Origin of the sequence: Phyllobacterium sp. CCNWLW183, assembly GCF_037203775.1 — a bacterium.
GTDB lineage: Bacteria > Pseudomonadota > Alphaproteobacteria > Rhizobiales > Rhizobiaceae > Phyllobacterium > Phyllobacterium ifriqiyense.
Genome location: NZ_JBBCBN010000001.1, coordinates 160138 through 180461 on the forward strand (window position 1 = coordinate 160138; position 20324 = coordinate 180461).

At 54.1% G+C, this 20324-nt stretch carries 20 protein-coding genes and 1 tRNA gene; 16 read left to right on the forward strand and 5 right to left on the reverse strand.

Annotated features, from left to right (window positions below; translation table 11 throughout):
• Together V9K95_RS00820 and V9K95_RS00825 are read right to left on the reverse strand one after the other, a co-directional pair.
• A complete protein-coding gene (locus V9K95_RS00820; RefSeq protein ID WP_336440106.1) occupies window positions 1-1482 on the reverse strand; it encodes an NAD(P)/FAD-dependent oxidoreductase in 1482 nt (493 codons plus the stop codon).
• Window positions 1479-2468, reverse strand: a complete 990-nt coding sequence (locus V9K95_RS00825) for a LysR family transcriptional regulator (protein WP_336440105.1) — start codon at window positions 2466-2468, stop codon at window positions 1479-1481. Before V9K95_RS00825 ends, V9K95_RS00820 begins: the two co-directional genes overlap by 4 nt.
• 170 nt (window positions 2469-2638) lie before the next feature.
• Here V9K95_RS00825 and V9K95_RS00830 point away from each other — a divergent pair, with 170 nt between their 5' ends.
• Window positions 2639-3121, forward strand: a complete 483-nt coding sequence (locus tag V9K95_RS00830) for a CMD domain-containing protein (protein ID WP_336440104.1) — start codon at window positions 2639-2641, stop codon at window positions 3119-3121.
• A complete protein-coding gene (locus tag V9K95_RS00835; RefSeq protein ID WP_336440103.1) occupies window positions 3118-3693 on the forward strand; it encodes a peroxidase-related enzyme in 576 nt (191 codons plus the stop codon). Before V9K95_RS00830 ends, V9K95_RS00835 begins: the two co-directional genes overlap by 4 nt.
• Here the strand turns inward: V9K95_RS00835 and V9K95_RS00840 are convergent.
• Window positions 3683-4339, reverse strand: a complete 657-nt coding sequence (locus V9K95_RS00840) for a TetR/AcrR family transcriptional regulator (RefSeq protein ID WP_336440102.1) — start codon at window positions 4337-4339, stop codon at window positions 3683-3685. The two genes, V9K95_RS00835 and V9K95_RS00840, sit on opposite strands and share 11 nt — an antisense overlap.
• Before the next feature lie 178 nt (window positions 4340-4517).
• On the opposite strand from V9K95_RS00840, the gene gap reads away from it, so the two are divergent.
• Window positions 4518-5525 carry a type I glyceraldehyde-3-phosphate dehydrogenase gene (gap, locus tag V9K95_RS00845; RefSeq protein WP_336440101.1) on the forward strand — a complete coding sequence of 336 codons (1008 nt, stop codon included), beginning with the start codon at window positions 4518-4520 and terminating at the stop codon, window positions 5523-5525.
• A gap of 91 nt (window positions 5526-5616) precedes the next feature.
• Here the strand turns inward: gap and V9K95_RS00850 are convergent.
• Window positions 5617-5706, reverse strand: a tRNA-Ser gene (locus V9K95_RS00850).
• A 511-nt stretch (window positions 5707-6217) separates the two neighbouring features.
• Here V9K95_RS00850 and V9K95_RS00855 point away from each other — a divergent pair.
• The 10 genes from V9K95_RS00855 (at window position 6218) to V9K95_RS00900 (ending at window position 15425) form a co-directional block, all read left to right on the forward strand.
• Complete coding sequence (locus tag V9K95_RS00855) at window positions 6218-6475, forward strand: PepSY domain-containing protein (protein WP_307285014.1); 258 nt, start codon at window positions 6218-6220, stop codon at window positions 6473-6475.
• Window positions 6465-7019 (forward strand): cytochrome b/b6 domain-containing protein, encoded by a 555-nt coding sequence (locus tag V9K95_RS00860; RefSeq protein ID WP_307285017.1) that lies wholly within the window; start codon window positions 6465-6467, stop codon window positions 7017-7019. The genes V9K95_RS00855 and V9K95_RS00860 overlap by 11 nt, the downstream gene beginning before the upstream one ends.
• Before the next feature lie 437 nt (window positions 7020-7456).
• Window positions 7457-8713 (forward strand): septal ring lytic transglycosylase RlpA family protein, encoded by a 1257-nt coding sequence (locus V9K95_RS00865; protein ID WP_435530159.1) that lies wholly within the window; start codon window positions 7457-7459, stop codon window positions 8711-8713.
• Window positions 8700-9908, forward strand: coding sequence for a D-alanyl-D-alanine carboxypeptidase family protein (locus V9K95_RS00870; RefSeq protein WP_336440099.1), 1209 nt, complete (start codon window positions 8700-8702; stop codon window positions 9906-9908). Before V9K95_RS00865 ends, V9K95_RS00870 begins: the two co-directional genes overlap by 14 nt.
• 91 nt (window positions 9909-9999) lie before the next feature.
• Window positions 10000-10671, forward strand: a complete 672-nt coding sequence (gene tmk / locus V9K95_RS00875) for a dTMP kinase (RefSeq protein WP_336440098.1) — start codon at window positions 10000-10002, stop codon at window positions 10669-10671.
• The gene (locus tag V9K95_RS00880; protein ID WP_336440097.1) at window positions 10668-11720 is read left to right on the forward strand and encodes a DNA polymerase III subunit delta'; all 1053 of its coding nucleotides are present in this window, start codon (window positions 10668-10670) and stop codon (window positions 11718-11720) included. Before tmk ends, V9K95_RS00880 begins: the two co-directional genes overlap by 4 nt.
• A 98-nt stretch (window positions 11721-11818) precedes the next feature.
• A complete protein-coding gene (gene metG, locus V9K95_RS00885; RefSeq protein ID WP_307285031.1) occupies window positions 11819-13366 on the forward strand; it encodes a methionine--tRNA ligase in 1548 nt (515 codons plus the stop codon).
• A gap of 4 nt (window positions 13367-13370) precedes the next feature.
• The gene (locus tag V9K95_RS00890; protein ID WP_336440096.1) at window positions 13371-14159 is read left to right on the forward strand and encodes a TatD family hydrolase; all 789 of its coding nucleotides are present in this window, start codon (window positions 13371-13373) and stop codon (window positions 14157-14159) included.
• Window positions 14152-14958 (forward strand): MBL fold metallo-hydrolase, encoded by an 807-nt coding sequence (locus V9K95_RS00895; RefSeq protein ID WP_115053070.1) that lies wholly within the window; start codon window positions 14152-14154, stop codon window positions 14956-14958. Before V9K95_RS00890 ends, V9K95_RS00895 begins: the two co-directional genes overlap by 8 nt.
• Window positions 14955-15425 carry a YbaK/EbsC family protein gene (locus V9K95_RS00900; RefSeq protein ID WP_115053069.1) on the forward strand — a complete coding sequence of 157 codons (471 nt, stop codon included), beginning with the start codon at window positions 14955-14957 and terminating at the stop codon, window positions 15423-15425. Before V9K95_RS00895 ends, V9K95_RS00900 begins: the two co-directional genes overlap by 4 nt.
• 254 nt (window positions 15426-15679) lie before the next feature.
• Here V9K95_RS00900 and V9K95_RS00905 read toward each other — a convergent pair whose 3' ends face one another.
• On the reverse strand, window positions 15680-16081 hold the full coding sequence (locus V9K95_RS00905) for a GFA family protein (protein ID WP_336440095.1): 402 nt from the start codon (window positions 16079-16081) through the stop codon (window positions 15680-15682).
• Window positions 16082-16352: 271 nt separating this feature from the next.
• Between V9K95_RS00905 and V9K95_RS00910 the strand changes: the two genes are divergently transcribed.
• From V9K95_RS00910 to V9K95_RS00920, 3 genes are all read left to right on the forward strand, one after another.
• Window positions 16353-17411, forward strand: a complete 1059-nt coding sequence (locus V9K95_RS00910; protein WP_442958528.1) for an ABC transporter ATP-binding protein — start codon at window positions 16353-16355, stop codon at window positions 17409-17411.
• A 121-nt stretch (window positions 17412-17532) separates the two neighbouring features.
• Window positions 17533-18555, forward strand: a complete 1023-nt coding sequence (locus tag V9K95_RS00915) for an extracellular solute-binding protein (RefSeq protein ID WP_336440093.1) — start codon at window positions 17533-17535, stop codon at window positions 18553-18555.
• Between the two features lie 48 nt (window positions 18556-18603).
• Window positions 18604-20274: an ABC transporter permease gene (locus V9K95_RS00920; RefSeq protein WP_115053066.1), complete on the forward strand. Its 1671-nt coding sequence runs from the start codon at window positions 18604-18606 to the stop codon at window positions 20272-20274.
• Window positions 20275-20324 lie beyond the last annotated feature (50 nt).

Here is a 20324-nt window from a genome sequence, read left to right on the forward strand (position 1 = left end):
TCAGATCAATGTCCTTTCGGAAGGTGTTGCACAATTCGTCGGGGTTTCGCTGTCGACCCACTCGTCTCCATTTAGTTCGGGTGTGTCGAACGCCTGAAGATCAGCGAAGTGACGCTCGCGATCTTCGACGAAGAGCGCTTTTACGATGCCGCGCGCGAGACGATCGGCGCCCTCGCTGACTGCGGGAATGTCGCCCGTGAGCTTGCCGTGGCTCAGGGTCGCCGGGAAATTAAAGCAGTGAATCTTTGACAGGGCCGGGCATGCACCGGGTTCTTTTTCGAGGAATTCGAATGCTTCTCCAAGATCGGGCGACGCTTGCAGCTCGTTGTTTTGCATATCTGCCGGGACGGGGAACCTGTCGCGCCACAAGCGGATAGACGGTGCGACCGCAGCAAGTTCCGACCGATTGATCACGTCGATCCTGAAGCCGGTCCCGAAAATCAGGAAGTCGAGGGGATAACGCCCTTTCGGAGTCACCACCACGATATGGTCTCCGTGGTGCTCCAACGAGGTGATGGGGCTTCCCAGGTGAAGATGAGCTTGCGCGAACGCGCTGACCCGCAGAACACTCGGGCGGGGCGGCGGCGTCTGCTGACCCATCGTATAGTCCAGGAATCGCCACTTCCACTCATCCGGAAGGCCCACAAATCCGTGCACAACCCCTTGGCTGCCAATGCCGGTGAACTTGTTGATCCGTGGCAGTTCCTTGCGGCGCACAAACATGTCCAGGCGTCCCGCCCCAGCTTCAAGCGCTGTCGCAGCATTGTCCATCGCCGATGCGCCAGCGCCTATAACCCCGACACGCTTGTTTTTCAGCGCCGCGAAATCAATCTCATCGGCGGTATGAGCCCAGAATTTCCGTTCAATGCCGTCGGCGATAGGGGGCACATATGGACCGCCCAGACCATCTCGACCTGTCGCGAGTACCACATGGCGGGCGATTATCGTTTCGGTGCGGCCGTCTTGCTGGGAAATCAGATCGAGCATGCCGTCGTCGCGCGGAAGAATTGCATCCACCGAGATATTGTTGCGGACCGGCAGTTCAAGCACCCGGCGGTACCAGATCAGATAGTCCATCCAGATTTCGCGCGGCGCCCGGTCGAGAGCAGCCCAGGCCTCAATACCATAGCGGGCCTCATAATATGCCCGGAAAGTAAGGGCAGGCAGCCCCATGGCGGGTCCGGTCAATTGCTTGGGTGAGCGCAAGGTGCGCATGCGCGCAAACGTGATCCACGGCCCCTCTTGCCCAGCAGGGGCCTTGTCGAGAACGATGTGGTTGGCAACGCCGAGCCGTTTGAGCATACCGGAGGCGACAAGGCCAGCCATGCCGCCGCCGATGATGACGACATCGACAACTGCTTTGCCATTTGCCATGCGCGGGGGAACCCAGGACTTGGCAGGCAGCTCCAGCCAGGCAAGATCCTGCCGCAGGCGTGCCTCCAATGCATCGAGGCCGGTTGGCAAAATGGAAGGCTCGCTCATGACAGCGTTCCTTCCGGCACTATGCTATTTCCATAGATGGCTTCGGCCAACGCCCCGTCGCCACCCAACTCGCGCAGGCGACAGCCAGGCATGGCCAGTGCGACGGCACGGGCGGCGTCAATCACGGCGGCGACGGTCGGGCTCAGCGGATGTGCGGCAGGCGAGATCGTGCCGAACAGAAAGGGGATAGTTTGGTCGAGCGTTCGCATCACGATCCCCTCCAGCGGCACGCCAACAACGGTCGCTGGTTCAACGAGCGCCACCCCAAGTCCGACGCGGACCATCGTGAGTGCCGTCATGGAGGAATTAACGTCGATAATCCGCTGCGGCGCGACGCCCGCCCGCGCCAAAGCTTCGTCAATGCGATGGCGCAATCGGAACGGATTGGCCAAAGTGATGATACGGCGCTCGGCAAGATCGGCGAGACGCACCACGTCATTTCCTGCGAGAGGATCGTCTACGGCAAGAGCGACGACGCATGGCGCATCGGCAATCCAGTGCACATCCAGGCCCGGATGTTCCAAAGGGAGACTGGCAATGCCGAAGTCCGCCGAGCGGGCGAGAACGGCCTGCACGACATTTTCGGCAGCCAATGCCTGGATATGGAGATGGCGAGGAATGAGATCCGGCGAGACAGCCGCAAGTGCCCGCGGAAGAACGCCAGCCGCAAGCGAGGGCGTGGCGGCGATGGTTAGCGAGATTGGCTCATCAAGACCAATAGCGTTTGCCCGCTCGCGGATATGCGTCAGGCTGGCAAGGTGGCGTTCGACTTCCGCATGAAACTGCAAGCCTCGCGACGTCGGCGTGATGCGCGGTCCACTGCGATGGAGCAGTGCGTAGCCTAGATCGGCTTCTAGATCTTGAATCAATCTGCTGACGGCAGGTTGCGAGCGGCCAAGGAGCCTCGCTGCCCCGGTCACGCTACCAGCGGACATGACTGCTGCGAATGCTTCAAGTTGCCGAATGTCAAATAATCTAGAATGCATATTTTATATTAAGCACCCATCTCAATGCACGTACAGTATAATGATGCTCAATTTAGTCACGAAATTGGATTATTATTCCGCATCATTAGCGATGCATCATGATAAATTGACATGATAACAGGTCGTGCCTAATTACATGGCACACCAGCTATCATTATGAGGAGCTAGTTTTGACACTCATCGAAACCCTTGCCTCCGTCAGGCCGGGCACCGCCCTGGCGGACGCTATGGAGAAACGCGCGGAAATATTCCGCCTCAGTGAAGCAGCGCACGACGCCGTTGTCCTACCGCGTGATCCAGGTGGTCTTTCGCTTGGATTAAGGGCAGCACTTGCCGCTCGAATGGCGCGGCAGAACCGCAACGCCGCGCTCGCAGACCATTATGACATCCTGGTTGCGCGCGCTGACGAACCGGCCACAGCCCCGCTTGCTGATCCCGAAGCCACCGTTACCGAACCACGTGTCGCGGAGATTGTCCGCCACGCCGACCGGCTGACAGTCGCGCCACGAGATGCGACGCAGGCTCATATCGAGGCTTTGCGTCAGGTCGGCGTCACCGACGCCGATATCGTTCGGCTCGCGGAGCTTGCGGCCTTTGTCAATTATCAGGTGCGTGTTCTTGCAGGCTTGAAACTGATGGGAGAAATGCGATGAGCGAGGTTGTCCATACTTTTACTACAACGGTTCCGCGCTGGCAGCCCTATGTTGTCCCGGTGGATTTCGCGACCGCGACAGAAGAGCAGCATGCGGCGATGCAGACAACGCCGTCGAACAAGGGCATTTCGCCCTATGTGCTTACCCTGGCGCACGATCCTGAGACACTTGCTGTTCGCTCGCCGCTGTTCAACCTGATCATGTATGGAAAAGACGGCTTGGCATCAAGCGAGCGCGAGCTGGGCGCAGTTGCGGCATCCATCGTTAACCGCTGCGTCTACTGTGCCGCCGTCCACGCTTCGCGGTTCACCGCCCAGACGAAACGCAGCGACGTAATTGACGCGATCTTCGCTGATGGGCTGAACGCAACGATTGACGAGCATCTACAAGCCATTTTTGATTTTTCAGCACATTTATCGCCGACACCGCCCGAGGCAACAGCGGCCGATGTGCGGGCTCTGGCGGATGTCGGCCTCAACGAACTCGAAGTTCTTGACCTCGTTCTCTCATCCGCAATCTTCGGCTGGGCCAACCGCCTGATGCACACCCTCGGCGAACCGATCAAGGATTAGGGGCGACTGTAGCGTAGTCTGATACCGGGATAGCGCCTGCGGACCTGAGGATCAGCGCAACACTGTTGCGTGCGATGCGCTCAAGTTCCGGCTGTTCTGTCCCGGCACGGGCGCGCAATGCAAGACTGTGCTGCAAGGCGGCGAGCAGGTCGGCGAGGGTATCTACATCGGTTTCAGGCGGTAACTGGACGTCGTCGCGTGCCACCGCGATACGATTGCGAAACCGCGCGTCGGTGCGTTCGAGAGCGGCAGACAGTTCCGCGCTCATCACAGGATCGGCCGTAGCTTCGCCGGCTATGACGCTGAGCATGGGGCAACCGAGCGGGCGATCATCACCTTCCGAATAGATAGCAACAAGTATAAGGAAATAGGCTTCGAGCGCTTTTGCAAACGAAGGTTCGTCGAAGAGGGCACGGTTCCAGTCTACGGCTTTGTCCTCAACATACTGTCCGACTGCCCGCAGATAGATGCTGCGCTTGTGACCGAAGGCGGCATAAAGGCTCGGCCGCGCCATTTTCGTGGCCTCCGACAGATGATCCAGCGACGTGGCGGTGTAGCCATGGCGCCTAAATTCCAGGAGCGCAGCGTCGAGCGCTGCCCTGGTGTCGTATTTGCGTGGACGCCCGCGGGCGGATTTCTCATTCATTTTTGTACCGTATCGCAATAAATTCGTTGCGCCATATTTTTATGCGAACTAGTATAAAATAGGTGACTCAGAAAAAACATCCCTCTGGAAGAAGTCGAGCGAATAGGCGCTTGCATTTCGCCCTGCAGCGCTCAGGCCGCATACGCAAGCGGCGAACCGCCCCGGAAAAGGACAATCCATGACTGATAAAATCCGCATCGGCATTAACGGGTTCGGACGTATTGGCCGGACAGTTCTAAGGGCTGCCATGGCGCGCGACGACGTCGAGGTCGTGGCAATCAACGATCTGCTGCCAATCGATCATCTGGCTTATCTCCTCAAATATGACAGCGTGCATGGCGGCTTCGGGGCCAGTCTAGCCGCTGCGGATAACGCCCTCGATATCAATGGTAGCAAGGTCAGGGCTTTCGGCGAACGGGAACCGGGCGCGATCCATTGGGGCGACGTCGGCGTCGATCTCGTCATTGAGTCCACCGGTCTGTTCCTGACAAAAAAGGCCGTGGAAGGACACCTTGCTTCCGGTGCAGGTAAAGTATTGCTCTCCGCACCGCCAGAGGACGACACACCTGTCTTTGTGATGGGTGTCAATGCGGTCAACTACGCCGGTGAAAACGTTGTTTCGAATGCGTCATGCACGACGAATTGTGTAGCGCCGCTCGCCAAAGCACTGAATGACGCTTTCGGCCTTGAGGAAGCGCTGATGCTTACGGTTCACGCGACAACGTCGAGCCAGAACACGGTCGATGGCGTGGCGCGCAAGGATTGGCGTTTCGGGCGTGGCATCCTTGAAAACATCATCCCGGCGACCACCGGTGCGGCGCGCATGGTGGGCAAAGTTATCCCCGAGCTGAATGGAAGGATCAACGGCATGGCGGTGCGCGTGCCGGTGTCGGACGTCTCGATGATTGATCTTACATGCCGGCTTAGGGAAAGCGTGTCTTATAAGGACATTTGCGCGATGCTCCGCGAGCAGACGGCAAGCGCGATGCATGGCCTTCTCGCTTATTGCGATGAGCCTGTCGTCTCTACCGATATGCGCGGTAATCCGCATTCTTCAATCATCGACGCGCTCGCCGGCATGCAGATTGAAAGCGGACTGACCAAGGTCGTTGCCTGGTATGACAATGAATGGGGATATGCCTGCCGTTGCCTCGACTTGGCAGCGCATGTTTCGCGCGCGAGGTAGCAGCCGGATTGGAACGATTAGAAAAAGCCGAACGAAAGTAAACTCTGCCTTTGTCCGCTAACCTGCCTTTTTATCATTTACTGCAATAAAATGGCGGAGGGGGTGGGATTCGAACCCACGGTAGGCTCTCACCTACGCCGGTTTTCAAGACCGGTGCCTTAAACCGCTCGGCCACCCCTCCAACCTGTTGAAAACACTTGATGACCTGGTTCAGGATCATTTCGGAGATAAAGCAATTGCGATTGCTTTTCTGCCGAATGTTGTTCGGGGGCCTTTATAGCCTTTCGGATTGCCGCGTCAACCTGTTCTACAACGACTATTTGCATTGGCGATATTAGATGTGAATAAAGGCCAGACGAGCCCCAAATGGGAAACAATGTCAGGCTCTCAAGGTGGGACTGAAACCACTCAAAAGTGAGGCCCAGATTGCCGCATGATTTTATTCATGGACGATACTGAGCCTCTATCAGGATGCTTTCCGAAACATGTTCGATGCCGTCCTGATATTAGTAAAATCCATCTCCGCACGATTGGTTCCAATAATTAATTCACTATTGACGAATTTTCTGATTCCAAAAAAATCGGCGAAAATCAGCACGTTCAATTATGAAGGGACCAGCGCTCGCCATTCAGTGTCATGTCAGCAATTGCCTTCAGACAGGTCACGTCACAACCTGAAGAAGGACAAGACCATGAAATCCATTTTTGCCGCTTTGACACTTTCTCTCGTTGCCAGCACCGCAATGGCTGCCCCAAAATGCGATACCCCTAAAGAGAAGTGGCAGCCAAAAGAGGCGCTGCAGAAACAGCTTGAGGGTGAGGGATGGAAAGTCAAAAAGATCAAGACAGAGAATGGTTGCTATGAAGCCTATGCGACCAAAGCGAGTGGTGAGAAACTGGAAAGGTTCTTTGATCCAGTAAGCTTCAAGGCCATGGGCGATGACAAGTGAGCTATCAGAAATAGCGTCGCAAGAGCGACAATCCATCAAGACATGGCCCGGATATATCCGGGCCATGCACTGGACACTCGCATCCTGTGTATTGGGCGCCTGGATAATGTCCGAGAATATCCGCTGGGTTCATGAATATCTGGGCTATGGCGCCGTTACCATCGTTACCATCCGTATTTTTGCCGGTTTTTTGGATGGTGGCTTTGTCAAATTTACAAACTTTGTGAAAGGACCTGCCGAGACAGTTGGGTATCTCAAGCAAATCTGGCGGGGAAAAGAAGAGCGTCATATCGGGCATAATCCTGCCGGTGGCGCAATGATCCTGGCGCTATTGCTCACCATAAGCATGACAGGGCTGACCGGCTGGCTGTTAACAACAGATCGTTTCTTTGGCGAAGAGTTACTTGAAGATGTGCACCAGTTTCTTGCCAACGGTGTCATTTTTCTTGTGGCGCTTCATTTGGCCGGCGTCCTTCTCGCCAGTGTTCGTCACAAGGAAAATCTCGTCGCAGCGATGATTACGGGGCGGAAGAGACTGACATAGGGCACCCGAATCCCTCAGAAATATACTGCAACACTTGGAAAAGGGTTGTCGTCATTGGGAGAATGCGACCAGACGTCATTTTCAGTTGGGAAACAACATTAACAATTGTTTATGGAGATGGCAGTCTGGAGGCCATCTCCTAGACGTCGGGGCGCGTGCTCAAGATCACCTGACTTACGCTTGCAAATCCATCCATAAACATGCGTAATATTATCAATCCCGCAAAGCATTTGTTAACAACGTATCAACCTCTGGATGACATTGATGGACGTCGTACAAATCCGGTTATGTGTCTCGGCTTTGCGCAGATGTTTCAATCTGGTATTTATGCCTTGATGTAAAATTGTGGGGACGGCCGTGCAGGCCGGTGGTTTGCATTGCCAAAAGCCAAAACCTTCCGAGTTTTCGAGTTCAGCCGCATTGCGGGCGTCGTGGCCATGGGTGTTCTCATGACAGCCTGCGCTTCGCCAAAGGCCAAGATCACCAAGAAGTCCCACGGCAAGGAATATTTTGCTGAATCCAAATATGGTGTGAAGGCAAGCCCGCGCGTTTGGACCGGCGGAAAGATCACACGCGGCGGTGGCCGCAATCAGGTCGGACGTCCATATCAGGTTGCAGGCAAGTGGTATTATCCCAAGGAAGAGCCGGGCTATGTGCGCAAGGGCAGGGCCTCATGGTATGGTTCGGCATTTCACGGGCGCTTGACCGCCAATGGCGAAGTCTATGACACGGCACAACTTTCCGCAGCGCACCCAACTATGCCGCTGCCAAGCTATGCACGCGTCACCAATCTTGGAAATGGCGCGTCAGTTATTGTGCGCGTCAATGATCGCGGACCCTATCATAGCGACCGGGTAATCGATCTGTCGCAGCGTGCTGCCACTATGCTGGACTATCAGCATACAGGCACTGCAGATGTAAAAGTTGAATATGTTGGCCGCGCACCGCTTGAGGGCGATGATGATCGTTTTCTCATGGCATCCTATCGCGGACCAGGTGCATCCGATCCTTGGGGGCAACCGGCATCTGGCGTCATGATCGCAATGAATGGCACCACGCCAACAGCGAGAAAGCAGACGCCCGTTCCCGGTATGGTGCGTCCTGAACCAGCCGGTATTCAGGTCGCGAGCCTTGGCACACAGCCAGTTTCTTTAGGGGAGCAGGCCAACCAATTGGCGATGCCGCAATCCCAGCCAAGTCTGGTCGATGACACGGGCCTGTCGTTCAACACGGATATTGATCCGGTTCTGCCTCTGATCGGGCCATTTATTGCCGATAAACCTGCGGTACTCGTAGGCTCATATAAGGCCCAGAAGCCTACATCCTCACCCTTCGTTAATTCCTATGCCAGCGAGCGTATAGAAATGGCGCATGCGCCTGCCGCAGCGACGGAAATGCTGTTGACGCCGGAAGCTGTAACAAGCGCTTGGAAATCAATGAGCGCCTCGCAAAGCGCATTCCAGGGCGAGTATGTTGATATTGGCCTTTTTGCCGACAAGGAAGAAGCCACGCGCTTGATGAACACACTTGCGCCACTTGGCAAAATAAAACTTTCCGAAGTCGCCAGCCCGGCAGGTAGCCGTATCGCGCTCGCCGCGAAGGCTGACACCGCAAAACAGACTGATGCATTGTTACAGGCAGCCTGGAAGGCTGGCGCAACAGACGCATTTGTTGTTCGCGATGACAGAAGCTAAGCCCGGCAGGACATTCTCTTATCTGACAAAGCATATTCATACCTGTGCTTTGAGTATTGGTATTTTGCTCACGCCCTTGGTTGCCAATGCCGAGGAAGCGCTGTTTGACACCAAAGCCAAGCAGGCTCTTATGGTCGAAGACCAGACCGGAACAATATTATTCGCCAAATCGCCCGACACGCTGATCGAGCCGGCGGCTCTGGCAAAGCTCATGACGATGGAAGTGGTGTTTCATGAGTTGAAGGCGGGCAGGATTTCACAGACGACGCAATATACTGTCAGCGAGAATGCCTGGCGCACGGGCGGCGCGCCATCCGGTGGCTCGACCATGTTCGCCAAACTTAAATCCCAGCTCGCGGTCGGCGATCTGGTACAAGGCGTCATCGTGCAGTCGGCTAATGATGGCTGCATCATTCTCGCGGAAGGAATTGCGGGCTCAGAGGCGAAATTTGCCGAATTAATGAACGCGCGCGCCAAGGAAATAGGGCTTACCGCTTCGACATTCGTCAATTCCACCGGGCTGCCGGACCCAAAGCAGCGGGTATCGCTAACCGATCTTGTGAAGTTGGCGCGACACATAAAAAAGGAATACCCCGAATATTACAAAACCTATGCGCAGGACAATTTTACCTGGAACAACATTTTTCAGCGCAACCGCAATCCGCTGTTGCGGCTTGATATTGGCGCAGACGGCATGGGTACCGGCTACACCGAGCAATCCGGTTATGGCATTGTCGGTGCAGCAGAGCGGGGCGGCCGGCGTTACATCGTTGCATTGAGCGGCCTTGCGACAGACAAAGAACGTGCCGAGGAAGCCAAGCGCATCTTTGAATGGGCTTATCAGGCCTTTGAAGAAGTCGACATTTTCGCACCCAACGAATCTGTTGGCGAGGCCAGCGTATTTGGCGGCGTAAAGTCCGGCGTTCCACTAAAAGCGCATGAGAAAGTGAGCATACTTGTTCCCGTGGCTAACCGCGACCGCCTCAAGGCACATGTGGTCTATAATGGGCCATTGGTGGCACCGCTCGAAGCGGATCAAAAAGTTGGCACATTACGTATCTGGATTGGCGATGCGCTCGTGCAGGAAACGCCGGTCTATACAGCGGAAGCCGTAGAAAGCGGCGATCTCACGGAACGCTCGCTGAATGCGGTATTCGAGCTGACCACGGGCTGGATGCGTCGATTGAACTTTTAAACTTCTTGGCAATTGCCTCCCAATATCAGTAGACATGCCATATTGCATGTTTGCAGTACGTGGTTCATGCCAGTAACGAAGAGATCGAGGCGTGCAGGGATTGTTCATTACATTTGAAGGCGGCGAGGGCGCTGGCAAATCCACCCAGATTGCCCGGTTGAGCGAGTATTTGCGTTCTGACGGCGAAGACGTGCTAGTAACGCGCGAGCCCGGCGGGACGCCAGGAGCTGAAGCTGCCCGCCACGTTATTCTGAGCGGTGCGGCAGAATCACTGGGGCCCGCAATGGAAGCAATTTTGTTTGCCGCTGCGAGAAATGACCACGTGGAGCAGGTTATACGTCCGGCATTGCAGGCTGGGCGTACGGTGCTATGCGATCGTTATATTGATTCAAGCCGCGTCTATCAGGGCGTTACGGGAAATCTGGACCCTCAGCTTATGCGTGCCATAGAACGGACAGCCATTAACGGCCTGATTCCGGACCTGACGATCATTCTCGACCTACCTGCGGAACTTGGCCTTCAACGGGCCAATAAGCGGCGCGGCGCTGACATTGCGGACCGCTTTGAAAAAGAGACCGTTGAATTGCATATAAAACGGCGCGAGGCATATCTTGCTATCGCCAATGCAGAGCCGAAGCGCTGCAAAGTTATCGCTGCGGATCGGCCTATCGATATAATATCGGCCGAGATCATCGCTTATGTTGATCAGGTGAGGGCTGCAAACAAGCACAAAGACACTCAAACAGTTGAGGCGGCGAAGTGAGCGAGCCAGTTCTGGACGTACCAGCCACACATGACGCTGTTGATGGCGTTCCATCGCCTTCAGCAAATCCAGCACTGTTTGGTCATGTGGGGATACGAGCCTTTTTGGCTCAAGCCTATCAGTCCGGCCAAATGCACCACGCCTTGCTTCTTGAAGGTCCTCCAGGTGTTGGCAAGGCGACGCTGGCATTTCATCTCGCTGGACATATGCTGAAATATCCCCAGCCTGAAACCGCACCATTGACGCTTGCAACACCTGATTTCGCAACCGCACCCTACAGGCAAATTGCGACCGGAACGCATCTTTCCATTTTGCATATAAGCCGGCCATTTGATGCAAAAGGCGGAAAATTCAAGACCGGAATACCGGTTGAAGAAATTCGGCGCGTAGGACATTTTCTAAACCGGACATCGCATGATGGCGCGTGGCGTATTGTAATCGTGGATCCAGCTGATGACATGAATCGTAATGCTGCCAATGCCTTACTAAAAACTCTTGAAGAACCACCCAAGCGAACACTTTTCATTTTGATATCGCATTCTTCAGGGCGGCTATTGCCGACAATTCGTTCGCGCTGCCAATCGATTCGTTTCGAACCACTGGCGAACGAGGATCTATCAGCGGCATTACAGGCGATTAACCTCGACACCCAAACACTGCCCGATGCAGATCAATTGATGGCTCATGCGGATGGCAGCGTGCGCAAGGCCGCGCTATTGCTCGCCTTTGGCGGTCTCGAAATCTCGGCGGCGGTGGACAGCATACTGGCAAAACGCGTGTTTGACGTGCCGAAGGCTCACGCTTTGGCAACAGCCCTCTCGGGCCGTGACGCGGAGATTCAATACGACTTGTTCCTCGATGATTTGCTGGCGCGGATCGCCGTAAAGGCACGACTTGCCGCCGAGCAGAACAGTGCCAACGAAGCCAATCGCTGGTCATTGCTATGGCAGGAAATGCAGAATGAGGCGAGGGATGCTGCGGCCTTCAATCTTGATCGCAAACAAACCGTTTTGATTTTTCTTGAGCGTAGCCAGCGGGCATTCAATTAGAGCCGCACAGCGAACCCGCCCACTATGGCAATCACGTCTGACTTGCGTTATGTCAACTTTTCCCAAGATGCGGAAAGAAGAGACAGAGTCAGGTACCCATGAGCCGCGAAAAATTCTACATCACGACTGCCATCGCTTATCCAAACGGAAGCCCGCATATCGGTCACGCCTATGAGGTGATTGCTACCGACGCTATTGCACGCTTCAACCGCCATGACGGCAAGGATGTCATGTTCCTGAGTGGAACGGACGAGCACGGCATCAAGATGCTGCAGACGGCGCGCAAAGAAGGCATCAGTCCGCGTGAACTCGCTGATAGAAATGCTAAACTTTTCCGTGACATGGGGCATCTTTTGAATGCTTCGTTTGATGACTACATTCGCACGACGGAAGAGCGCCACTATAAATCTTCGCAAGCGATCTGGCAGAAAATGGCCGATGCGGGCGACATTTATAAGGGCGGTTATGCCGGCTGGTACTCCGTGCGCGACGAAGCCTATTATCAGGAAGAAGAGACGGAGCTGCGTGCGGACAATGTGCGCTACGGCCCGCAGGGCACGCCTGTGGAATGGCTTGAAGAGGAGAGTTATTTCTTCCGTCTGTCAGCCTATCAGGACCGCCTGCTTGCACTATACAGCGAGAATCCAAGCTTTATCGGACCCGACGAGCGACGTAATGAAGTTGTGTCCTTTGTCAAATCCGGACTGAAAGACCTTTCAATTTCACGAACCACGTTTGATTGGGGCGTCCCTGTTCCCGGCGACGAAAAGCATGTGATGTATGTATGGGTGGATGCCCTGACCAATTACATCACGGCAACAGGTTACCCGGACGAAAATGCAGATCTTTGGCATTATTGGCCCGCTGATGTGCATATTATCGGCAAGGACATTATCCGCTTTCACTCGGTTTACTGGCCAGCATTTCTCTGGTCTGCCGGGATCGAATTGCCTAAGCGGGTTTTCGGGCATGGGTTTGTCTTTAACCGCGGCGAGAAAATGTCGAAATCGGTTGGCAACGTGATTGATCCAACTGCGCTCGTGGAACATTACGGGCTTGATCAGTTGCGTTATTTCCTGCTGAGGGAAATACCGTTCGGTCAGGATGGCAATTACAGCCATGAAGCGATCGTCAATCGTACAAATGCCGATCTTGCCAATGATCTTGGCAATCTGGCGCAGCGTTCGCTGTCGATGATCGCCAAGAATTGCGAGGCCAAAGTGCCAAAACCTGGCGAATTGACTGAAGCCGACAAGGCAATTCTCGATCAGGCAATCGCGGCATTGGATACGGCACGCAAAGCTGTTGGCGTTCAGGCACTGCATCAGGCCTTGGCGGCAATCTTTGGCGTCGTGGCCGAAGCAAACCGCTATTTTGCAGGGCAGGAGCCTTGGGCGCTGAAGAAAACCGATCCAGCCCGCATGGAAACTGTTCTTTATGTGACAGCAGAAGTGATCCGGCGTGTCGGTATTCTTTGCCAGCCATTCATTCCGGGTTCGGCTGAGAAATTGCTCGATATTCTGGCGGTACCGGCCCACGAGCGCAACTTTACTGACCTCGTGGAAAGCCAACTTGTTCCGGGTGGCGATTTGCCTGCACCGCAGCCTATTTTCCCTCGCTACGTCGAAGCAGACAAAGCGGAATAGACTGATGCTTGTTGATAGTCACTGCCATCTGGATTTTGCAGATTTCGCCGAGGAACGCGATGCCATCGTTCAGCGGGCGCTTGATAATGACATCAAGCGCCTTGTAACGATTTGCACGCGTGTTCGCCGTTTCGATAGCATCATTGCGATCGCGGAGGCCTATGAGAGCGTTTACGCCTCCGTTGGCACGCATCCCAATAATGCCCACGAAGAGCTGGATGTGACGGTTGACGAGCTTGTCGAGTTGTCAAAACATCCAAAGGTCGTGGCCATTGGCGAGGCAGGACTTGATTATCACTATGATTATGCGCCGCCCGCAGCGCAGGATCAGGGTCTCCGCACACATATCGCGGCATCCAGAATAACGCAGCTGCCATTGGTCATTCACGCGCGCAGCGCCGACGAAGACATGATCTCAATCTTGCGTGAAGAAACAGGGAAGGGCGCCTTCCCTTTCATTCTACATTGCTTTTCGTCCGGTGCCGAACTTGCACAAGTGGGTGTAGAGCTTGGTGGCTATATCTCATTTTCCGGTATTCTGACTTTCAAAAACTCGCCCGAAATTCGGGAGATTGCACGAAATGTTCCGCGCGACCGGCTTTTGGTCGAAACCGATGCTCCATATCTTGCACCCATGCCGCATCGCGGAAAACGCAACGAGCCGAGCTTCGTTCGCCATACGGCTGCTGTTCTGGCCGAAACGATTGGCGTAAGCGAGGCTGAAATCGCCAATATAACGTCTGACAATGTGTTCCGCCTGTTTACAAGGATGCCAAGGCCAGCTCATGCCTGATCGCTTGCGCTTCACTATCCTTGGATGCGGTTCGTCGCCCGGCGTGCCGCGGCTTAATGGTGACTGGGGCAATTGCGATCCGAACGAGCCAAAAAACAAACGCCGGCGCGCATCGATGCTTGTCGAGCGTATTGGCGATCATGGCACCACAACAGTCATTGTTGATACGGGGCCGGATTTCCGCTCGCAGATGATCGATTTTGGTCACGGCAAGCTGGACGCCGTTGTCTATACTCACGCCCATGCCGACCATATTCATGGGCTCGATGACTTGCGCACCTTTGTCATCGACAGACGCGATCTTGTGAATATCTATGCCGACGCAGCGACGCAAAGACGCTTGATGGAGGGATTTTCTTACTGTTTCAAAACACCGGAAGGCTCAAGCTATCCGCCGATCTTGCGACCGCATGAGATTATCCATCACGAAGCCTTCGAAATTGACGGGCCGGGCGGACCAATCAGGTTTTTACCTTTGCCTCAGATACATGGCGACATTCTTTCCCTGGCTTTCAGGATCGCCGATGTTGCTTATTGTTCCGATGTGAATGCGTTTCCCGACACAACTGCAGCTCAGCTTTTCAACCTTGATACTTTGATCATCGACGCTTTGCAGTATCGTCCACATCCAAGCCATTTTTCACTCGAAGAATCAATGGATTGGATTGATAAGTTGAAACCTCGTCGAGCATATCTTACACATATGCATATACCCCTGGATTATGGAACTGTGCTTCGCGAAACTCCAGATAATGTCGAACCGGCCTATGACGGGCTGTCTTTTGAGGTCGAATTGTGAGCAAGAGCGTTGAACGTGTCCGGCAGGCCGCCGTAGCCGCCGGTCTCGACATCGAAATTCGCCAAATGGCTGATTCAACGCATACGGCTGAAGATGCGGCAGTACAATGCGGCGTTACGGTAGCGCAAATCGTCAAATCCTTGGTTTTTCAGGGTGCAGACAGCAATAGTCTTTATCTCTTCCTTGTATCCGGGCCGCGCAAGCTTGACCTCGACAAGGCCGCCAAACTGACAGGCGAGCCATTGCATCGGGCCGACCCGAAATATGTGCGCAAAGAAACGGGCTTTGCTATCGGCGGAGTATCGCCATTGGGCCATCTGATCGAAATCCAGACATATGCAGATGAAAGCCTGATGCAGTTTGATATTGTATGGGCAGCAGCAGGTGGAACGAACTTCGTTTTTCCATGTGAACCACACAGGCTGGCAACAGCCGCCAAAGCGCATATTGCTGACATTACAATTTAGATCTCGATGCATTAATCAAGGTTTTTGATCAAGCAAAACCGCGTCATAGCTGGGTTTTAGTCATCCCATTAGTTCCATAATCTATCTTATGCGATTTAAGTGTAGGCGCTCAGTAAAGTTGAAATGTCACACTCCCCGGACCATACGACATCCAGGAAATTGCAGATGAGCAATCTCGCTCTTGTACAGTTGAGTGTGGACGAACGCCGCACGGTCGCCCGGTTGTTTTTGGCGTCGACGTGCCAATTGCAATCCTACACCGGACTTGCCTGGAAACAGTCGGTTCCTTCGGCAAAACTCACCCAATGGTGTTTTGATTGCTCGAAAACTGACATCGTCGGCGCCGGGAAATTTGGGTCAGCCAAAGTACCCACTGCTACACCAACAATTGTCGGATCCGCATCGGGTTTCCAATAGACCGTTGAACCACAGCTCGGGCAAAAATACATGCGAACCTTGCGCCCGCTTTCGGCAACACGGCTGTACTCCGTTGCAGCTCCCGAAATCTCGACACTATCAGCCGCATAGAACGCATTGACGCTGAATGATGTGCCTGTTCGCCTCTGGCAAGCGAAACAATGACACACGGCAACCAACTTTGTTGGCTTTCGCATTGTCAGTCTAAGTCCACCGCATACGCATTGAGCTTCGGTCATGGGAAAACCCTCCGTCTTTTCGGTAATGAAATTTTGGGATTTTGGTGAGGCGCAGTTTGATCGCTGTCACAGGCGGACAGCATGATTTATCGGCCCGTAGGACCGGGATGCGCAGTATCAACGATTGTATAGCTTCACGGAATTGTCAACCGCCGCATCTAAAACCTGTCCGCGCCCTACCTTGAAAAGCCGCACATCATTTGCATTTCATCGCAATTTAACGGATCAAGGCAACATGCAATGGCAGCAGACCGAGACAAACGAAATGAACATGCAAAAACCTGAGCACCAAGCGGCGATTCTTCAGCTAGACACGGTCAGCAGACGCTTTGGGGCAGTTGATGCGCTTAAAGACATATCGCTGTCGATCCAGGCGAGTGAAATCATCTGCCTTGCAGGTCATTCTGGTTGCGGCAAGTCCTCGCTTCTAAGAATTATTGCAGGCGTCGACAGCCCCGACAGTGGCGTCCTGTTAATGCAGGGTGAGGAAATCGCCGGGCCGCAGCGTTTCGTTGAGCCTGAAATGCGCAAGATCGGGTTTGTATTTCAGGATTACGCCCTCTTCCCGCATTTGACGGCCGAACAGAATATTTTGTTTGGTTTGAAGGCTTTGCCCAAGCAGCAAGCGCTTAAGCGCGCCCAAGAAGTCATCGAGCATGTAGGAATCGCATCGCTTATCACGCGCTACCCGCACATGCTTTCCGGCGGCGAACAGCAACGCGTAGCATTGGCGCGCGCGCTCGCCCCCAGCCCTGATATCCTGCTCATGGACGAGCCATTCTCCAGTCTGGATTCGGGATTACGGCAGAAAGTTCGAAACGATACATTCGGGTTGCTGCGGGAGTTGGGCACAACGGTCATCATGGTAACGCATGATCCCGAAGAGGCGCTCTCAACCGGAGATCGCATTATCCTTATGCGGCAAGGACGTATCGTTCAATCAGGGACAGGGTATGAACTGCACGACGCGCCAAATTCACCCTATGCAGCAGACTTCTTTGGAGATTTTAACAAGGTCCCGGGCATCTATCGCAACGGGCATATTGAAACAGCGATAGGCACCTATGCTTGTACAGCCCCGGTAAATGACGGGACAGCAGTCACCGCCTATTTGCGCCCTCAGGCAATTTCGGTCAGCACTGACCAGAGCCAACTGAGAGGGAAAATAGCCAAACGGATATTCCTGGGCGATACCGAACAGATCATGGTCAATGTTAAAGGGCTGACTGAGCCATTGCATGTGAAGACATTCGACCGGCTTCCCGGCACGGCAGACCATATAGGCCTTACGGTAAAAGCAGAAGGTTTGTTGGTTTTCCCAGCCCTCTAGCCAAAGACAAACCCAATCAACATTTCGTGATATGGAACCAGCTACATCCTAAAAACTTGATAAGATCAATCAAGTATGGTTTTGCCATGACTGTGTTTTTTCATTTTCCAAGGGGGTTACAATGCATCCATCCAATACGGCAAAATCAATTGTACTGGCCGGCGTTCTTGCCATTGGTGCGGGCGCAGCATCCGCTGCCGAACTCAATATTTATACCACCCGGGAACCAGGCCTGATTCAACCCTTGCTGGACTCGTTCAAGGCTTCGACAGGAATCACGGTCAATACCGTATTTATGAAAGACGGACTTGCTGAACGCGTTGCCAGCGAAGGCGAAAGCTCTCCTGCAGACATTTTGATGGCAGTTGACGCAGGCAACCTCGTCGATCTGGTTGATAAAGGTGTCACACAGCCGGTCGAATCCGCAGTTTTGACAGAATCCATTCCGGAAACTTTGCGCGATCCAAAGGGTAACTGGTTTGCCCTGTCCATGCGTGCCCGGGTTCTTTATGCGGCCAAGGACCTCGATCTAGCCAGCTTCAATTATGAAGACCTTGCAGACCCGAAATGGAAGGGCAAGATTTGCATTCGTTCCGGCCAGCATCCTTACAACACAGCGCTTTTTGCCAGCTATCTGGCCCATTATGATGCAGTCGAGACCGAAAAGTGGCTTGCAGCCGTAAAAGGCAACCTCGCCCGCAAAGCTGGCGGCGGTGATCGCGACGGCGCCAAGGACATTCTTGGCGGGATCTGCGATATCGCAATTGCAAACTCTTACTATGTTGGTTTGATGCGCTCTGGAAAGGGCGGCGAAGACCAGGTCAAATGGGGCGAAGCAATCAAGGTCGTACTTCCAACCTTCAAAAATGGAGGAACGCAGGTCAATATTAGCGGCGCAGCAGTTGCAAAACATGCTCCAAACAAGGCCGAGGCTGTCAAGCTGCTCGAATATCTGGTTTCTGATGAAGCACAGAAAATCTATGCCGAAGCCAATTTCGAATATCCTGTAAAGGCCGGTGCCAAAGCAGATCCGATCATTGCCTCTTTTGGCGAGCTCAAGATCGACTCAACCCCGTTGACCGAAGTTGTTAGCCATCGCAAAGAAGCAAGCGAACTCGTAGACAAAGTCGGTTTCGACAACTAATCAAAAAGGACGAGCGCCCGGCTTCACGGGCGCTCGTCCTTACCTTGAATGGATGCGCGTTTGACCACCCCGTTAACAACAAACCGGCGGCACAGCCGTAGCGGATCGGGATGGATCGTCTCGGCAGCAATTATAGCTGTTCTGGTTCTCCTGCCTGTTTTTGCACTGGCGCTACAGGCTATTCAAGGCTCAGCCGGATTATGGTCTCATCTGCTTGTGACCACCCTACCCACAGCACTCGCCGATACGCTTATTTTGCTTTGCGGCGTGGGATTGCTCGTCGCAATCTTGGGCACAGGAGCCGCCTGGCTTGTCACTGCCTATGATTTTCCGGGCAGGCGCATCCTCGAATGGGCGCTCATCCTGCCTCTGGCAGTACCAACATATATTATCGCCTACGCCTATCTGGATATTCTTCACCCGATAGGCGTTGTGCAAGGTGCGATACGCTGGCTCTTCGGCTATTCCAGCCCGCGTGAGTTCCGCCTTCCGGATATACGCAACATGACGGGCTGCATCATCCTGCTTGGTTTCGTCCTGTACCCTTACGTATATATTCCAACACGGGCACTTTTCCTGATGCAGTCGTCCAGTTTGATCGAGGCCGCCCGTACGCTTGGTGTTTCGCGACGTCACATATTTTGGCGGGTGGCCCTGCCCCTCGCCCGTCCCGCCATAGCAGTTGGTGTCAGTCTGGCACTCATGGAAGCGTTAAATGATATCGGTGCCTCTGAATTCCTGGGCATCCGCACGCTTACGGTCTCGATCTATACAACATGGATAACGCGCGCCGATTTGCCGGGCGCTTCGCAGATCGCGCTTTCGCTGCTTTTCATCGTCGTTGCACTGGTGGCAATGGAGCGTTGGGCAAGACGCGAACAACGCTACTCCATCAGCGCGCAGAGAAGCCGCATTTCCGAGCCGCTAAAAGTAACCTCGCGGCAAGGGCTGATATTTTTCTGCATCGGGTCCATTCCAGTTCTCATAGGATTTGTTTTCCCGGCCATATATCTTGCAACCGAAGCTTGGCGCCGTTTCCAATTTGCCGGGCTTTCGCCCCGATTTCTTATTGAGGCGGCCAACACTGTCGTTTTTGCTTTTACAGCGACAATAGTCACCGTGGGGCTTGGCGTCTTGCTTGCCTATGTTGCCCGTCTGCGGCCAGGACCAGCTTCCGCCTGGTTTTTCAGGCTGGCGACTATCGGTTATGCCGCACCCGGCACTGTTATTGCCATTGGTGTCCTTATTCTGCTGGCGGGGCTGGACCAGTTCATAAACAGAAATGCCATAGCCTGGTTCGGCGTTTCGACCGGTCTGCTTTTTATGGGATCAGGTGCAGCGCTGATATATGCCTACGCTACCCGTTTCCTCGCCATATCGGCGGGCGGCATGGACGCCGGGCTGACGCGGATACCGCTTTCATTCGACCACGCTTCGCGCACGCTCGGTCAAAGTGCCAGCGGTACGTTCCGGCATGTCCATTTACCTTTGTCAAAAGCGGCGTTGACTGCGGCCGCCCTTCTCGTTTTTGTGGATTGCGTAAAAGAACTACCAGCCACATTGCTGCTACGACCGCTTAACTTTGAAACCTTTGCAACGCACCTTTACGGTGAAGCTGCACGTGGCACTTATGAAGAAGCATCCATCGCGGCGCTTGCTATTGTTGTCATAGGCATATTGCCAGTCATTCTATTGTCGAAAATCGGGCGTAGAGCCTGATCCGCTTGTTGTGGACAATTGACCCAGCCTTTGCATGTGAGATGGCTGTA

Bases quoted from the DNA above. Each gene is read 5' to 3' on its own strand.
- V9K95_RS00820 (WP_336440106.1), bottom strand. From the start codon at position 1,482: ATGAGCGAGCCTTCCATTTTGCCAACCGGCCTCGATGCATTGGAGGCA.
- V9K95_RS00825 (WP_336440105.1), bottom strand. From the start codon at position 2,468: ATGCATTCTAGATTATTTGACATTCGGCAACTTGAAGCATTCGCAGCA.
- V9K95_RS00835 (WP_336440103.1), top strand. From the start codon at position 3,118: ATGAGCGAGGTTGTCCATACTTTTACTACAACGGTTCCGCGCTGGCAG.
- V9K95_RS00840 (WP_336440102.1), bottom strand. From the start codon at position 4,339: ATGAATGAGAAATCCGCCCGCGGGCGTCCACGCAAATACGACACCAGG.
- gap (WP_336440101.1), top strand. From the start codon at position 4,518: ATGACTGATAAAATCCGCATCGGCATTAACGGGTTCGGACGTATTGGC.
- V9K95_RS00855 (WP_307285014.1), top strand. From the start codon at position 6,218: ATGAAATCCATTTTTGCCGCTTTGACACTTTCTCTCGTTGCCAGCACC.
- V9K95_RS00860 (WP_307285017.1), top strand. From the start codon at position 6,465: ATGACAAGTGAGCTATCAGAAATAGCGTCGCAAGAGCGACAATCCATC.
- V9K95_RS00865 (WP_435530159.1), top strand. From the start codon at position 7,457: ATGGGTGTTCTCATGACAGCCTGCGCTTCGCCAAAGGCCAAGATCACC.
- V9K95_RS00870 (WP_336440099.1), top strand. From the start codon at position 8,700: ATGACAGAAGCTAAGCCCGGCAGGACATTCTCTTATCTGACAAAGCAT.
- metG (WP_307285031.1), top strand. From the start codon at position 11,819: ATGAGCCGCGAAAAATTCTACATCACGACTGCCATCGCTTATCCAAAC.
- V9K95_RS00890 (WP_336440096.1), top strand. From the start codon at position 13,371: ATGCTTGTTGATAGTCACTGCCATCTGGATTTTGCAGATTTCGCCGAG.
- V9K95_RS00895 (WP_115053070.1), top strand. From the start codon at position 14,152: ATGCCTGATCGCTTGCGCTTCACTATCCTTGGATGCGGTTCGTCGCCC.
- V9K95_RS00905 (WP_336440095.1), bottom strand. From the start codon at position 16,081: ATGACCGAAGCTCAATGCGTATGCGGTGGACTTAGACTGACAATGCGA.
- V9K95_RS00910 (WP_442958528.1), top strand. From the start codon at position 16,353: ATGCAAAAACCTGAGCACCAAGCGGCGATTCTTCAGCTAGACACGGTC.
- V9K95_RS00915 (WP_336440093.1), top strand. From the start codon at position 17,533: ATGCATCCATCCAATACGGCAAAATCAATTGTACTGGCCGGCGTTCTT.
- V9K95_RS00920 (WP_115053066.1), top strand. From the start codon at position 18,604: ATGGATGCGCGTTTGACCACCCCGTTAACAACAAACCGGCGGCACAGC.